Genomic DNA, 13,411 nt, shown 5'->3' with positions numbered 1-13,411 from the left:
CAATCTCCGCCTCAACAAAATTGGTGGGTTACGCCCAGCGAACTGCGCTTCGCGCAGTCGCAAGGCTCACCCACCCTGCGCGCTCAACCTGTTCCACCCTGGCTTCTAGTTTTGCGAACGCGTAAAGGGGACAAAACGCACGAGAACGACGCCGCGCGTCGTCGTCTTGCCGGGGGCGATTTTTTCGACGACAGTGAGCTGCTGAGTGGTGTAACCGGGTCCCAACGGCATGACGAGACGGCCCCCCACTTTGAGCTGCTCAATCAGCGGCGACGGTGGCTGCCCGAGCGCGGCAGTCACGACGATGGCGTCAAAAGGACCGCATTCGGGCCAGCCGTCGTAGCCGTCGCCAAGCCTGACGCTCACGTTGTCATACGCGAGGTCTCTTAGTCTTTTCGCGGCGGTCTCGGCCAATTGCGGGATGATCTCGATGCTGCAGACCGTTCGCGCGAGCTGCGCAAGGATGGCGGCCTGGTAGCCCGAACCGGTACCGACTTCGAGCACAACGTGATCGGGCGCGACCTCGGCCAACTGGGTCATCAAGGCCACAATGTACGGCTGCGATATGGTCTGGCCGAGGCCGATTGGTATCGGTCTATCGGCGTATGCGATAGAGCAAGATTGCTCAGGGATGAACAGGTGGCGTTTCGTTTGCGCCATGGCCTCAAGGACCCTCTCCGACAGGCCTTGCTGTCCCAAAACACCGGCAGCGGACCGGGCGTAGGCCCGGATGGCCTCGACCATGGCGGCGCGTTCGCGGACGCATTGTGCGTCCTGTGCGGTCGCTTCCCACGCGACGACACCCATGGCGAACACGAGCAGTGGCAAGACCTTCATGATCGTGCGCTCTCCAAGAGGGACACAATTCACGTCGACCGCTTGAGCGCTAACCCTGCGCGTAAGATCCGACCTCGCCCCGCAAGCGAGGCGAGGTTTGCTTAAGCTCAGGTGCCCTCGAACTTGAACGACACGTTGAGTTTAGCGCGATAGGCCTCTACTTTTCCTTTGGCGTCCAGCTGAATATCGAGCTTGACGACCTCTGCGACACGAAGGTCACGAAGAGATTTTGCAGCCTGCTCGACCGCGTTGGCGGCGGCCTTTTCCCAGGAATCGTTGCTGGTGCCGATCAGTTCTATGACCTTGTAGACGCTCTCAGGCATGTCGTCCTCCCGTTCGGTATGAAGCAGGAAGCAGGTGCTCCCTGCCACAGTCGAGCCTAGCACGATATCGGCGCTGAAAGGACGGTGCCAAGACCAGGTAACCAGCGGGTCCAATGATCCAATGCCCCTCCCAACCCGGTCGGACTCGGCTCATTGCGCCCGCGCCGCAACAACGTCGCGGTAGCCCGTTAGCCCGTATTCCTGACCGCTTCAGCTAGCATGGCGTAAAGCTGGTGCTTGCTGAATTCCTTGGGCTGCTTGTTTGTTGTCTTCCGCGACACCTTCTTGGCTGCCGGCTGGGCACAGGCAACCAACAACGCCGGCTCTCGCTTCCGGACCGACCTTATCTTGGGTTTTGCTGTTGGCGGCTTGTGGCCACGCGTCAGGCCCAAGCGAGTTAGCCTGCCGCAGACAGCGTTACGGCTACACCCGAGACGGCGCGCGATCTGCGCGGCACTCTGTCCTTGGACCCAGAGTTTCTTGAGCAGCGCTACGTCTTTCGCATCCCAACTCATGGGAGACATTGTACGCCAACTGCCATCCACTTTTCTAGTCTTCGTCCGGCTCGCGTACGACCGCCGGTTCGTCGTCGTCCCCCTCCTCTTCTTCCTCGTCTTCTCCCTCCTCGTTCTCTTCATCGTCATCAGGATCCCGGGGCGGCATCTTGCTGCCCTTGATCACAAAGCGACTCCAATCCATCAAGCCGGTGGAAAATTCTTCGGGGATGTTTTGCTTCATGGTGTTGCTCCTCGGGTCTGGAGCTTGAGGGCGCCGGTGTGCCGGGCATCTTGCGGTCGTGAGTTCGACGGTCTTGTCGATGCAGGCCCGTCGCTTCGGCTGCATCCAGCCGCTACAGCTTGTAGCCGATCTTTCGCAGCAGGTCTTTCCGCCACGCAATGTCCTCGTCGGTTTCGACACCCAGCGGTGAGGCGCCATCCACCACCCCGAGCACGCCGCAGCCCTGCTCCGTTTGCGCGACGATCACTTGTGTGGGGTTGGCCGTCGCACAGTAGATGCGGCAGACCTCCGGCACTGCGCGCACCGCAGCCAGCACGTTGACTGGAAAGAATCCGTCGCCCAGGAAGATCAGGAATGTATGGCCGGCGCCGATGGCCATTGCATTGTCGCGTGCAAGCGCGATCGCGGCTTCGTCGTTCCCCGACCAGCGCACCAGCCGCTTGCCGGAGGCCTCGCAGAAGGCCAGCCCGAAGCGGATGCCCGGAACTGCGCCCACCAGCGCCTCGTGGAGGTCTTCCACGGTCTTGATGAAATGCGACTGGCCGAAGATGAAGTTGGTTGCGTCCGGCTTGACGATCGGCACCACGGTGAGTTCCATGGCTGCGCTCCTTCAAGGTCCCAACGCTGTTCATGGTAGGCCACCAGAAGGCAATTGCAAGCGGCCAGAGACAGCCGATTTCGCGCCGGAAGCCACTGGCAGCGAAGCAAGGGACGGGCGAAGCTGGGGCAGTGAACGATGTCGGACGTGCTGCGCCTCGTCGATCACTTCGACGGGTTGACGGACCATCCGGCCTGTCGCGACTACGTCGCCCGCGCCACGGCCCGCCCGGCCTTCGCCAAGGCCCGCGCCGACCAGATGGCGCGCATTTCGCTGCGGCGGATAAGGCGCGCGCTGGAGCGTGACGAACCTCACATAATTGATCCGGTGTTCGGCCTAGGCTCACCTCCATTGGAACGAAGCAATTTGCATCAAACTATTGCCGCGGAAGGTGGCACATGGCCCGCATCGAATTTCTGAAAGAGCAGCTTGCCCGCGCAGAGAGGCTGGCAAAGGCCATCCTCGACCAGCACACCGTGGAGCGGCTTCAGGCGTTTGCAGCCGAATGCCGCGAGGAGTTGCAGACCCTGACGCGCAGGGCTGCGGCGTGATGCGAGTGAGCGCCCACCAAGGGGCGCGTCACACCAGCTTCATCGGCGCATCGGCAACCACGCGCAGGTCGATCCTGCCGATCAGCTGAGATCGAAGCGCCTCCGCATCACCGATTGCGCTCTCCGTCTGCCGCAACGTGCTGACATTCGAGCCAAGTGACACGATCCCGCCCAGCACCAGAGCGATCGATCCGAGCGCGGCGGTCTGCCCTGTCCCGAACAGGCCGAGGATCGCGAACAACAGCAGCGCGCCCCCGCCGCCGATGGCGATCTTGGACGCCAGAATGTACTTCCGGCAGCGCTCGGCGATCTCGGCGAGCCGCTCGATCCGATCTTCGATCTGTGAAATCTCGTCGGTCTGATCGTCTTCGGTCATCGGATTTTGATCGAGGATGCCAAATCAGAAGCGTAGCCAGTAGCCCGCATGAGCGAAGCGACATGCGGGACTCTTGCCTGGAAACCCGGATGTCGCTTCGCTCATCCGGGCTACTCATCCCTCACAACGGCAAATTGTCGTGCTTCTTCGCCGGCATTTCCACCTTCTTGTCCTTGAGCATCGCCAGCGCCCTTGCGATCCGCTTGCGGGTCGAGTGCGGCATGATCACGTCGTCGATGTAGCCGCGCTCCGCGGCGATGAAGGGCGACAGGAAGCGGTCTTCGTATTCCTTGGTTCGGGCAGCGATCTTGTCGGGGTCGCCGATGTCACTGCGGAAGATGATCTCGACCGCGCCCTTGGCGCCCATCACCGCGATCTGGGCGGTCGGCCAGGCGTAGTTCATGTCGGCGCCGATCTCCTTGGAGGCCATGACGTCGAAGGCGCCGCCATAGGCCTTGCGGGTGATGATGGTCACCAGCGGCACGGTGCACTGCGAATAGGCGAACAGCAGCTTGGCGCCGTGCTTGATCAGGCCGCCATATTCCTGCGCGGTGCCGGGCAGGAAGCCCGGCACGTCGACGAAGGTGACGATCGGGATGTTGAAGGCATCGCAGAAGCGGACGAAGCGCGCCGCTTTCCGCGAGGCGTCGCTGTCGAGCACGCCCGCCAGCACCATCGGCTGGTTGGCGACGAAACCGACGGTGCGGCCCGCGATGCGGCCGAAGCCGGTGACGATGTTCTTGGCAAAGGACTCCGCGATCTCGAAGAAGTCACCCTCGTCCACGACCTTCAGGATCAACTCCTTCATGTCGTAGGGCTTGTTCGGATTGTCGGGGATCAGCGTGTCCAGGGACATGTCGACGCGGCCGATGTCGTCGAAGCTCGGCCATTCCGGCACGCCGTCGGTGTTGTTGGATGGCAGGAAGTCGATCAGGCGCCGCATCTGCAGCAGCGTCTCGACATCGTTCTCGAAGGCGCCGTCGGCGATCGAGGAGCGCGTCGCGTGCACGGAAGCGCCGCCCAGTTCCTCGGCGGTGACGACCTCGTTGGTGACGGTCTTAACCACGTCGGGGCCGGTGACGAACATGTAGCTGGTGTTCTTCACCATGAAGATGAAGTCGGTCATCGCAGGCGAATAGACGTCGCCGCCGGCGCAGGGGCCCATGATGACGGAGATCTGCGGGATCACGCCGGAGGCGAGCACGTTGCGACGGAACACATAGGAATAGCCGGCGAGCGCGGCGACGCCTTCCTGGATGCGGGCGCCGCCCGCGTCATAGAGGCCGATGATGGGCGCCCTCGCCTTCATCGCCATATCCTGGAGTTTTGTAATTTTCAGCGCGTGTGTTTCCGAGAGCGACCCGCCGAACACCGTGAAATCCTTGGCAAAGACAAAAGTCTTGCGGCCGTTGACGGTACCCCAGCCGGTGACGACGCCGTCGCCCGGGATCTTGTTCTTCTCCATGCCGAATTCGGTGGAGCGGTGCTCGACGAACATGTCGAACTCCTCGAACGATCCCTTGTCGAGCAAGAGCTCGATACGCTCGCGCGCGGTCAGCTTGCCGCGGGCGTGCTGCGCCTCGATGCGCTTCTCCCCGCCGCCGAGCTTTGCGCCGGCACGACGATCTTCAAGGGCGTCCAGGATATGTTTCATTTGCTCCCGCCAGTTCTTAGCCTAAATGCGATTGCCGGGGGTTCTAACACGGCATTTTGCGGGCCGGGAAGCCGCTTTCGGGCTCGCAGGGCTGCCTTGCCGCAGCGGGAAAGCGCAAGGAATTACAAAGTTTTGCCTGGGAGACGACGATGGACCAAGAACAAGAAACGGCCGAGACCGGCTCTGTGACAGGCGGCGTCAACATCGTGCTGCGGCTGGAGGGCCTGACCCTGTTCGCAGGGATGGTGATGCTTTACTGGGCCTGGGATGGGTCCTGGCTGGTCTTCGCCCTGCTCTTCTTCGTGCCCGATCTGAGCTTCCTGGCCTACCTTTCGGACGCCAGGTTCGGCGCGCTGGTCTACAACGCCGCCCACAGCTACATGGCGCCGGTGGCGCTGCTGACGCTGGGCTTCGGCCTCGCCTCGCCGCTCACCTTGTCCATCGCCTTGATCTGGCTGGCCCATATCGGCATCGACCGGGCGCTGGGCTATGGCCTGAAATACTCGGCCGGGTTCGGCTTTACCCATCTCGGGCGGATTGGCCGGCAGAAGGACGCCTGACGTTAAGTTTGGCGGCCGCTTCGGCGACTGCGTAGCCCGGATGGAGCGGAGCGTAATCCGGGGTCGTCCCCCACGCTGCTCCGTCCCGGATTTCGCTCCGCTCCATCCGGGCTACGAGATCGTATTTGCCGCACCAGCCGGTTGACCCGGCGCGCCGATTCAGGCTTGCTTCGGGCTTACGATCAGGCGCCGAATGTTGCGTGAGCCCAGTCGGTACGGCGGCGGTCCTCACGTCTGACTGCAAGCATCACCTCATGTCCGCGACGGTCGTCCCCCTGCCGCCGAACTCGTCGTCCGAAACCGTCGACTTCCTGCGGCGCATGGCCAGCATGGTGTCTGGGCGGAACGGCGAGATGCTGCTGCGTGCCGCAAGCCTGATCGAGTCGCTGACGCAGCGGGCGATGTCAGCCGAGAGGCTCTATCATCAGCAGCATGAAGAGAACACACGCCACGTCGAGCTGCGCGAGGCCGCCGAGCTTGCCTCCGATGCCATGGTCGCCCAGATCGAGGCGCTGCGGGCGCAGCTTACCGAGGTGACGGCGGCTGCGGCGGCCGAGCGCGCGGCGTTCGATGCCGAGCGCGGCAAGCTGCTCGGCCTGATGCAGGATGCGGAAAGCCACATCGGCAAGCTCAGCACCGAGCTGGAGACGCTGCGCGCCTCCGTCGACAGCTTCAACGAGACCTTGGTCTCTGTGCCGATCGAGGTGCTGCGGCTGGCGCGGACGCAGTTCGACTATCTCTCCAGCGGCTTTGCCAGACGCGGCGACGTGATCTCGCAGGCCATGAGCGAGATCGGCGGCTTTGCCATCGACCAGGCGCTGACGACCAAGAAGACGGCCGACAAGGCCTGAGGCCGCCGCGCGCCAAATTGACAGCGCGCGGGCCTGTTGTTCTACTGCAAAAAAATATCAGGGAGAATCCGATGCCGAGGGCATTCCGCGCCGCTGCCGCGCTCATCGCGCTTTGTGTCTCAACTACGCTCGCCAGCGCGCAATCTCTTCCCAAGGAAGTCGCTACCCGCGCCGAGATCTACCCGATCCCCTCGCTCACCCTCTCCGACCAGCAATTCCTCAGCGGCGATGCGGCCGCCGGCAAGCCGGTGACGGTCGCGGGCGAATTCCGCGTCGCGCAGGGCAGTGGAAAACTCCCCGTCGTGGTGCTGATGCACGGCTCCAGCGGCGTCGGCGCCACCACGGAAGCCTGGGTGCACGCCTTCAACGCCATGGGCATCTCGACCTTCGTGATCGACGGCTTTACCGGCCGCGGACTGACGGTGGTCGGACCGAACCAGGCCCTGCTCGGCCGGCTCAATCTGATCGTCGACATCTACCGCTCGCTCGAGATTCTGGCGAAGCATCCCCGCGTCGACCCCGACCGCATCGTGCTGATGGGCTTTTCGCGCGGCGGACAGGCAACGCTGTATGCGAGCCTCGACCGCTTCAACAAGCTCTGGAACAAGTCCGGCATCCAGTTCGCTGCCTACATCCCGTTCTATCCGGATTGCTCGACGAGCTATGTCGGCGATACCGAGGTCACGGCGCGCCCGATCCGCATCTTCCACGGCACGCCTGACGACTACAACCCCGTGAAGAGCTGCAAGGCCTTCGTCGAGCGGCTCAAGACCGCCGGGCGCGACGTGGTGCTGACCGAATACCCCGGATAGCGCGCACGGCTTCGACAGCGGCCTACTCGGCGTCGCCACCGTGACTGTCTCCGCCAACGCCCAGACCGTGCGCAATTGCCAGATCAAGGAAGGCGACGGCGGCGTGCTGATGAACGCCAGCACGCAGGCGCCCTTCACCTACAGGGACGCCTGCGTCGAGCTCAATCCCCATGTCGGCGGCAATCCCGCAACCGCCGCGGAGTCGCGCAAGGCGGTCGAGGAATTCTTGCAGGCGCTTTTCAAGCTGGGCTAGGCCGGCGCCCCATACTCCGTCATTGCGAGCGCAGCGAAGCAATCCAGAATCTTTCCGCGGAGGGGCTCTGGATTGCTTCGCTGCGCTCGCAATGACGTGGAGAGATGCCTGCCCGCAACGACGAGAGGAGCGCGGGACGCGCGTCTCGAACCATGAAGGCCCCGATCTCGCCCGCAACTATCCTTCGAGACGCCCGCTACGCGGGCTCCTCAGGATGAGGACGGAGGCTGGTGAGGCAGCAGATCAGCGCAGTTGCGCTCAGACCGCGCCGATCTCGGCAAGGCAGGCTTGCGTCAGGGGCATGCGCTCGCCGACGAGGCGCGGCTCGGTGCAGTCCATGTTGAGCGCGAACACGGTGTGCGCCTCGCCCTTCTCGGCCCCGCCGACCATCCAGCCCAGCGACGGCTCGCCGCGCTCGGCGCCCAGGAGGCCGGACTTGGCGCGGATGACGCTATCGCCGACCTTGGTCACCGGCAGGATGTCGGCGACGAGATCCTGGCTGCGCTTGGAAATCGGCAGCGCGCGGCGCCGCAGCCGGTCGACGAAATCGATCTGCTCGACCGGATCGATGCGCAAGTTTCCGGTGAGCCAGAACTGGTCGATGCCGCCGCCGATGTCGCGATTGCCATAGTCGAACAGATCGACGTACTTCTGCATCCGCTCCTGCCCGATCCGGCGCGCGATCTCCTGATAGACCGGCACCGCACCGACCGCGATGGCGCTGCGCAGCGTGTGATCCTTGTTCCACGCCTCGATTCCGCGCTTCACGCCGTCCCAGGGGAACACGTCCTTGTCGGGATCTGTGACCACGCCGGTCTCCAGCGCGATCAGCGAGTTCGGGATCTTGAAGGTCGAGGCCGGCAGCTTGCCCTCGCCCGAGCGCTCCTTGTCGCTGGCGACGATCAGATAGTCCTCGACCTTGTAGCCGACAAAAGTGCCTGATGTGCCGAGATCGGCGAAGCGTTTTGCCAGGCTGTCGCGGATCTCGTTGCGCGGCGGCGCGACATGGGCGAGCGCACGCGACGGCAGGATCGCGGTTGCGGCGAGAAGGCCGAGGGTGGAACGGCGAGTGATCACGTGAATGTCCGTTGAGCGATGGAATTGGCGGCGACCATGCAGCCGCTATCATGGTGAAACGATGACAGCTACCTGGCCCGGCCCGACAGCCGCAGCACGAACACCAGCACTTCGGCGACGGCCTTGTAGAGATCGGGCGGGATCTCCTCGCCAAGCTCGACCTTGGACAGCGCGCCGGCCAGAATTTCGTTCTCCTCGATCGGGATGTCGTTGGCCCTGGCGATCTCGACGATTTTTTCGCCGATCGTGCCCTTGCCCTTGGCGACGACGATGGGCGCGCCAGAGCCCTTCTCGTAATGCAGCGCGATCGCGAGCTTGGATGGATCACTCATGTGGCGCGGTCCAGGAAGTGGCCGGCGCGGGCCGGTGCCGGCTGCGGCGGCGTGCCGTCGCGCACCACGATGTCGCCGGGCTTGAGCTCGGCCCTGGTCAGCGCCTGATTGAGATCACCGATCCCGGCGCGGAGCTGCTGCGCGGTCGCCGGCCGCTCCGCCCACATCCGCACGAAGGTCTTGTCGCCGTTCAGCGTGATCAAGGCATGCACGGGGCCGGCCGGCTCGACGTTGAGCGTGAAGCGTGCGCGCCAGGCGCGTTTGGCGAGATCGGTGGATTCGTTGCCGCCGTCGCGCGAGATCTCGAACTGCGCCATGGCGGTGCCCTGCGGTGTCGCAAAGGGAATCTCGAAATTCCACTGCGGCACGGCCGGGTCGATGCGGTGCCCCGAGGCATCGGTGCGATCGGGGAGCGAGGCGACCTGGAGCAAGGTCTGCCGCGCGATCGCGGCATTGGTGTCGTCGAGCAGACGGTGCACGGTCGCCGCCAGCGGCGTATCCGGCACGAGCGATGGCGAGGCGATGGACTGCGGCGACGGCAGCGCGCCGCGGAATGGCGGTGGCGTCGCGCGCGCGGCTGCCTCGAAGATGTGGCCGTCAGGCACGGCCTTGTTCGAGCCCGGCAAATTGCCGATCATGCGCGGCAGGTTTTGCGTGACCTCCTGCAAGAGGCTCGCCGCAAGGCCTGCGGACATGGTGCGCGAGCCCGCCGCCTGCGGCGTTGCGTTCGCCATGTCGGCCAGCACGGCGGCTGCGAGCGCAGCGCCGCGCGGCGTTTGCGGCGGCTGGGCGATCTCCGGATTGGGCGACGGCAATGCCGCCTGCGCGGCTTCGTCCGCCGCCTGAAGTGCGGACGCTGCGGTCTGCGGCGTGGTCGTGACACTTGTCGGCGGCGCGGTGCCTTGCGCCGGTGCCTGCGGCGCGCCAGTCTCGAGCGCGCCTGAGGTCGCGGCCAGCGTCTGGCGCAGCACCAGCAGCGCCGCTTTCAGGTCCGGCACGGCACCTGGCGACGGCGTCGCGCCCGCGGCAAGCGAAGCCTCGAGAAACAGCCCTGACTTCTGGAAGGCGGATTCGATGTCGCCGCCATCAAGCGCGGTGTTGAGCGGCGTCTGCTGCGCCAGCACGTCCAGCACCGCCTGCTTCAATCCCGCCGGCAGATCGCTGCCGGTCACGACGGAGGCGAGGTTAGCGAAAAGCGGCGCCTGGCTGCCCTGCTTGCTCGCGGCCTCGGCCGAAGCCATCGTGACGGCGACCTGCTCGAACGGCGTGAGGGGATTACGGGCGGCGTTCGTGGACGGTGCAAGCGACGGGCTGTCGACCAGCGAAGCCGCGGCCGGCGTCAGCGTGACCTGATCGGCGGCCGCCTCGCCTGCGCCGCCCATGACGGCGAGGCGGATGGTGCCGTCGTTCTGCGACACCGCGAGCTGGAGATTTTGCCCCGGCGACAGCGCGACTTCCGACATCACGTCGAGGGAGAGGTTTGCAATCGCGATCCGCACCAGATTGTCGGCGAGCACGCTGACCACTCTCGCGTCGACGACGCTGCCGGCCTGAAGCACGAGATCGGGCGTCGCCGCGTCAGCCACGGGGCTGGCGGCACTGACGGGAGTAATGGAACTGATCGGCGTCGCCATCTCAGGGGCCCAGGAGCACGGGCCACCCTAACGCCGGCGTCGTAAACCTCTCGTTAAGGACCTTCGGCCGCGGGCGGCTTCACCGCGTCCAGAACCGCGACGGCAGCCTCGAAATCCCGCGCGCGGGCGGCCCGGCGTGCCGCGGCCTCCTCGTCCACGCCCCATTGGTCGGTGTTCCAGTCCTCGTCGACATGGGCGGCGGCCCAGACCTGGCCGGCCTCGCGCACACCGTGGGCCAGGGCCAGCGCCAGCAGCGCCGAGCCGGTCAGGGTCGTCATCACATGGAGTGCCGCGACCGACCAGGCATCCCCGGGCACGGCTGCGCGGGCGGCCTGAATGGCCTCGTCCGGCTGCTTCACATGCATGACGCCCTCGGACAGGATGAAATGCGCGCCCAGCGTCTCCGCGGCCCAGAACAGCACGGGGTCCCAATGCGTGGCCTCGCGGGCCACGAGCGCCTCGGGATGGCCGGCGCGATAGAATAGCAGGTCAGACTCGAAATATTTTGCAAGATCGTCCCTGACGAGTTCGACGCGATCGACCACGCCCTCGACCACGCTGTTGGCGATCCGCGTCAGCGGCATGGTCACGGGATCGATCGTCTCGCCCTGGGCCGCCCATTCGGCGGCGACCGCGTCGGCCAGCGCGCGTGAGGGGATCACCACCTGGCGGCCGGACGGCGTGCGGATCGGCTTGCCGTCGAGCGTGATGGCGAAGCCGCCTTCGGTCTCGGCGACGCCGGCCTCCTGGTAGAAGCGCTTGCGCTGCGGCGTGCGCGCGGACTGGCGGGCCGCCTCGCGTGGATCGCGCGGGGATTGCCCCGCAACCTCTTCGAACAATTCGCGCATGTCAGTTTTCGGCCCTACTCGCTCAGTGCTAGGCTTGTACGACAAGACCGGCGCCCGATAAAGCGAGCGGCAGGGATGAGGGAACTTGCGGGTATTGTGGCCCTGGTCGCCGGGCTTTGGCTGGCCGCGGCGGAGGCCGGCTTTCGTAGCCCGGAATCGCTGGTCCGCAACGTCTATGCCCATTACGGCCAGGGCGCGCCGGAGCTGTCAAAAGGCCTGCCGCGGGATGGCGTCACCGCCCGGCAATTCTTCGATTTCCCGCTGCGCAAGGCCTGGAGCACGCCGAGGGCCGAGCCCTATGATTTCCTGGTGCAGAGCCCGAGCTGGAAGCTCGGCCCGGTCGCGATCGCGGTCGTGCGGAGGCAATACGACAAGACCTATGTCGCGGCGAATTTCGACAATCACGGCCGCCGGGTGACGCTGAACTTCATCCTCGTCAACGGCCCCGAAGGCTGGCTGATCACGGATGTCGAGACCCCGCACGACAGCTTGCGCATGTTTCTGGAGCAGTTTCGGAATTGAGGGTGGTGTGGGCGGCGACACAACCAACGCTGTCATGCCCCGCGAAGGCGGGGCATCCAGTACGCCGCGGCGGATGTGGTGAGAGCGAGTTCTCTAACGCCGGCCTCTGGAATACTGGATCGCCCGCCTTCGCGGGCGATGACAGCGAGAACGTGGCTAGTCCCGCGCCTTACTCGTTCGCGCGCCCCTACTCTTCCGGCGCGTTCTCGATCGGATCGAACCGGCTTGCATCGAGCCCGAGCAGATTCCACGACTGCTGCATGTGCGGCGGCAGCGGGGCGGTTGCGTCGATCACGCCGCCGCGCGGATGCGGAATGACGATGCGGCGCGCGAGCAGATGCAGCCGGTTTTGCAGCCCGCCCGGCAGCTGCCAGTTCTCGATGTTGAAATATTTGGGATCGCCGACGATGGGATGGCCGATATGCTCCATATGCGCGCGGAGCTGGTGGGTGCGGCCCGTCACCGGCTTTAACGACACCCAGGTCAGCTTGTTGCCAGCGGTCTCGACCACCGCATAATACGTCACCGCGTGGCTCGCGCCCTCGTCGCCATGCTGGGCGATGCGCATGATGGTATCGTCCTCGCTCTCTTCCTTCGCGAGGAAGGTCGAGATGCGGCCCTGCTTCGGCTTCGGCAGACCCGGCACCAGCGCCCAATAGGTTTTTCGCGCGGACCGCGAACGGAAGGCGCCGGTCAGATGCGAGGCGGCAAATCGCGTCTTGGCAATCAGCAGGCAGCCCGACGTCTCCCTGTCGATGCGGTGCACGAGGCGCGGCTTCTGGCCCTTGGAATCGCGCATCACCTCCAGCATCTGGTCGATGTGCCGCGTCATGCCCGAGCCGCCCTGCACGGCAAGTCCGGCCGGCTTGTTCAGCACGAGGACGTCGTCGTCCTCGTAGATCGTCATCTCCTTCAGCGCGGCAAGCGTCTTTTGGGCGCCTTCCGATAGCTCGCCGGCGGCCTTCGGCGTGTCGAGCTTCAGCGGCGGAATGCGGACGCTCTGGCCCTCCTCCAGCCGATCCTTGCTGTCGACACGCTTGCCGTCGACGCGGAGCTCGCCTTTGCGGACGACGCGCTGGATGTGGGAGAACGACAGGCCGGGAAAGCGCGCCTCGAGGAAGCGATCGACGCGCATGTTGTTCTCGTCGGCCGTCACCTTGACGGTCTGCACCTTGGTCGGCAGCAGCGCCTCGACGGGCTTGGCGGGTACAGGCTTTTCCAGCGCTGCCTTTTCCAGCGCTGCCTTGGGCGGGCGCCGCTCGGCACGCTCGGCCGCAAAACGCGGCGACTTCGCACCCGGCTTGGCGCCAGGCCGCGGCCCCGCTTTCTTGGCGCTGCGCGCCTTGAACGGACGTGCGTCATCGCGCTCGTCACGCGAACGGGGCTTCGGGTTCATTCTCTTGATGCGACGGCTCATGGTTGCCTGCGTACCCTAAAAGCCGGCT

General features: G+C 65.1%; 16 protein-coding genes and 2 pseudogenes. 6 read left to right on the top strand and 12 right to left on the bottom strand.

What is annotated here, in order from left to right; all coding sequences use genetic code 11:
- Positions 1-105: 105 nt before the first annotated feature.
- The 5 genes from E4K65_RS35830 to E4K65_RS35810 form a co-directional block, all read right to left on the bottom strand.
- Entirely contained in the window at positions 106-837 is a 732-nt protein-coding gene (locus tag E4K65_RS35830) for a protein-L-isoaspartate(D-aspartate) O-methyltransferase (RefSeq protein WP_167771415.1), read from the bottom strand.
- A gap of 107 nt (positions 838-944) precedes the next feature.
- Positions 945-1,160 (bottom strand): dodecin family protein, encoded by a 216-nt coding sequence (locus tag E4K65_RS35825; RefSeq protein ID WP_135178112.1) that lies wholly within the window; start codon positions 1,158-1,160, stop codon positions 945-947.
- Between the two features lie 188 nt (positions 1,161-1,348).
- The gene (locus E4K65_RS35820) at positions 1,349-1,675 is read right to left on the bottom strand and encodes a GcrA family cell cycle regulator (protein ID WP_038967071.1); all 327 of its coding nucleotides are present in this window, start codon (positions 1,673-1,675) and stop codon (positions 1,349-1,351) included.
- A gap of 34 nt (positions 1,676-1,709) precedes the next feature.
- Positions 1,710-1,898, bottom strand: coding sequence for a hypothetical protein (locus E4K65_RS35815; protein WP_135178111.1), 189 nt, complete (start codon positions 1,896-1,898; stop codon positions 1,710-1,712).
- A gap of 112 nt (positions 1,899-2,010) precedes the next feature.
- Positions 2,011-2,496 carry an adenosine-specific kinase gene (locus E4K65_RS35810; protein WP_135178110.1) on the bottom strand — a complete coding sequence of 162 codons (486 nt, stop codon included), beginning with the start codon at positions 2,494-2,496 and terminating at the stop codon, positions 2,011-2,013.
- 138 nt (positions 2,497-2,634) lie between these two features.
- Here E4K65_RS35810 and E4K65_RS35805 point away from each other — a divergent pair.
- Both E4K65_RS35805 and E4K65_RS47810 read left to right on the top strand, forming a co-directional pair.
- Positions 2,635-2,801, top strand: a pseudogene (locus E4K65_RS35805) (glutathione S-transferase family protein); the annotation flags it as partial.
- 93 nt (positions 2,802-2,894) lie between these two features.
- The gene (locus E4K65_RS47810) at positions 2,895-3,047 is read left to right on the top strand and encodes a hypothetical protein (protein ID WP_167771414.1); all 153 of its coding nucleotides are present in this window, start codon (positions 2,895-2,897) and stop codon (positions 3,045-3,047) included.
- 28 nt (positions 3,048-3,075) lie between these two features.
- Here E4K65_RS47810 and E4K65_RS35800 read toward each other — a convergent pair whose 3' ends face one another.
- Positions 3,076-3,423: a hypothetical protein gene (locus E4K65_RS35800; protein WP_135178109.1), complete on the bottom strand. Its 348-nt coding sequence runs from the start codon at positions 3,421-3,423 to the stop codon at positions 3,076-3,078.
- Between the two features lie 121 nt (positions 3,424-3,544).
- Positions 3,545-5,077 carry an acyl-CoA carboxylase subunit beta gene (locus E4K65_RS35795; protein ID WP_135178108.1) on the bottom strand — a complete coding sequence of 511 codons (1,533 nt, stop codon included), beginning with the start codon at positions 5,075-5,077 and terminating at the stop codon, positions 3,545-3,547.
- Between the two features lie 149 nt (positions 5,078-5,226).
- Between E4K65_RS35795 and E4K65_RS35790 the strand changes: the two genes are divergently transcribed.
- The 3 genes and pseudogenes from E4K65_RS35790 to E4K65_RS35780 all read left to right on the top strand — a co-directional run bounded on the left by E4K65_RS35790 (position 5,227) and on the right by E4K65_RS35780 (position 7,553).
- Positions 5,227-5,637, top strand: coding sequence for a DUF4260 domain-containing protein (locus tag E4K65_RS35790; protein ID WP_135178107.1), 411 nt, complete (start codon positions 5,227-5,229; stop codon positions 5,635-5,637).
- 254 nt (positions 5,638-5,891) lie between these two features.
- Complete coding sequence (locus tag E4K65_RS35785) at positions 5,892-6,488, top strand: hypothetical protein (RefSeq protein WP_167771413.1); 597 nt, start codon at positions 5,892-5,894, stop codon at positions 6,486-6,488.
- A 71-nt stretch (positions 6,489-6,559) separates the two neighbouring features.
- A pseudogene (locus E4K65_RS35780) lies at positions 6,560-7,553 on the top strand (dienelactone hydrolase family protein).
- 258 nt (positions 7,554-7,811) lie between these two features.
- Here E4K65_RS35780 and E4K65_RS35775 read toward each other — a convergent pair.
- From E4K65_RS35775 to E4K65_RS35755, 4 genes are all read right to left on the bottom strand, one after another.
- Positions 7,812-8,630 (bottom strand): class D beta-lactamase, encoded by an 819-nt coding sequence (locus tag E4K65_RS35775; protein WP_135178105.1) that lies wholly within the window; start codon positions 8,628-8,630, stop codon positions 7,812-7,814.
- Positions 8,631-8,698: 68 nt separating this feature from the next.
- The gene (locus E4K65_RS35770; RefSeq protein WP_135178104.1) at positions 8,699-8,962 is read right to left on the bottom strand and encodes an EscU/YscU/HrcU family type III secretion system export apparatus switch protein; all 264 of its coding nucleotides are present in this window, start codon (positions 8,960-8,962) and stop codon (positions 8,699-8,701) included.
- Positions 8,959-10,596 carry a flagellar hook-length control protein FliK gene (gene fliK / locus E4K65_RS35765; RefSeq protein WP_167771412.1) on the bottom strand — a complete coding sequence of 546 codons (1,638 nt, stop codon included), beginning with the start codon at positions 10,594-10,596 and terminating at the stop codon, positions 8,959-8,961. Before fliK ends, E4K65_RS35770 begins: the two co-directional genes overlap by 4 nt.
- Positions 10,597-10,649: 53 nt before the next feature.
- The gene (locus E4K65_RS35755) at positions 10,650-11,444 is read right to left on the bottom strand and encodes an ATP12 family chaperone protein (RefSeq protein WP_135178103.1); all 795 of its coding nucleotides are present in this window, start codon (positions 11,442-11,444) and stop codon (positions 10,650-10,652) included.
- A gap of 75 nt (positions 11,445-11,519) precedes the next feature.
- On the opposite strand from E4K65_RS35755, the gene E4K65_RS35750 reads away from it, so the two are divergent.
- A complete protein-coding gene (locus tag E4K65_RS35750; RefSeq protein ID WP_135178102.1) occupies positions 11,520-11,966 on the top strand; it encodes a hypothetical protein in 447 nt (148 codons plus the stop codon).
- A gap of 187 nt (positions 11,967-12,153) precedes the next feature.
- Here the strand turns inward: E4K65_RS35750 and E4K65_RS35745 are convergent, their stop codons facing one another.
- Positions 12,154-13,383: an RluA family pseudouridine synthase gene (locus E4K65_RS35745; protein ID WP_135178101.1), complete on the bottom strand. Its 1,230-nt coding sequence runs from the start codon at positions 13,381-13,383 to the stop codon at positions 12,154-12,156.
- Positions 13,384-13,411 lie beyond the last annotated feature (28 nt).

It is taken from the genome of Bradyrhizobium niftali (assembly GCF_004571025.1).
Lineage (GTDB): Bacteria > Pseudomonadota > Alphaproteobacteria > Rhizobiales > Xanthobacteraceae > Bradyrhizobium > Bradyrhizobium niftali.
The sequence above is the reverse complement of the archived record's forward strand: the minus strand, read 5'-3'. Positions and strand labels throughout refer to the sequence as shown.

Bases quoted from the DNA above. Each gene is read 5' to 3' on its own strand.
- E4K65_RS35815 (WP_135178111.1), bottom strand. From the start codon at position 1,898: ATGAAGCAAAACATCCCCGAAGAATTTTCCACCGGCTTGATGGATTGG.
- E4K65_RS47810 (WP_167771414.1), top strand. From the start codon at position 2,895: ATGGCCCGCATCGAATTTCTGAAAGAGCAGCTTGCCCGCGCAGAGAGG.
- E4K65_RS35750 (WP_135178102.1), top strand. From the start codon at position 11,520: ATGAGGGAACTTGCGGGTATTGTGGCCCTGGTCGCCGGGCTTTGGCTG.
- E4K65_RS35820 (WP_038967071.1), bottom strand. From the start codon at position 1,675: ATGAGTTGGGATGCGAAAGACGTAGCGCTGCTCAAGAAACTCTGGGTC.
- E4K65_RS35745 (WP_135178101.1), bottom strand. From the start codon at position 13,383: ATGAGCCGTCGCATCAAGAGAATGAACCCGAAGCCCCGTTCGCGTGAC.
- E4K65_RS35790 (WP_135178107.1), top strand. From the start codon at position 5,227: ATGGACCAAGAACAAGAAACGGCCGAGACCGGCTCTGTGACAGGCGGC.
- E4K65_RS35755 (WP_135178103.1), bottom strand. From the start codon at position 11,444: ATGCGCGAATTGTTCGAAGAGGTTGCGGGGCAATCCCCGCGCGATCCA.
- E4K65_RS35770 (WP_135178104.1), bottom strand. From the start codon at position 8,962: ATGAGTGATCCATCCAAGCTCGCGATCGCGCTGCATTACGAGAAGGGC.
- E4K65_RS35785 (WP_167771413.1), top strand. From the start codon at position 5,892: ATGTCCGCGACGGTCGTCCCCCTGCCGCCGAACTCGTCGTCCGAAACC.
- E4K65_RS35810 (WP_135178110.1), bottom strand. From the start codon at position 2,496: ATGGAACTCACCGTGGTGCCGATCGTCAAGCCGGACGCAACCAACTTC.
- E4K65_RS35830 (WP_167771415.1), bottom strand. From the start codon at position 837: ATGAAGGTCTTGCCACTGCTCGTGTTCGCCATGGGTGTCGTCGCGTGG.
- fliK (WP_167771412.1), bottom strand. From the start codon at position 10,596: ATGGCGACGCCGATCAGTTCCATTACTCCCGTCAGTGCCGCCAGCCCC.
- E4K65_RS35825 (WP_135178112.1), bottom strand. From the start codon at position 1,160: ATGCCTGAGAGCGTCTACAAGGTCATAGAACTGATCGGCACCAGCAAC.
- E4K65_RS35795 (WP_135178108.1), bottom strand. From the start codon at position 5,077: ATGAAACATATCCTGGACGCCCTTGAAGATCGTCGTGCCGGCGCAAAG.
- E4K65_RS35800 (WP_135178109.1), bottom strand. From the start codon at position 3,423: ATGACCGAAGACGATCAGACCGACGAGATTTCACAGATCGAAGATCGG.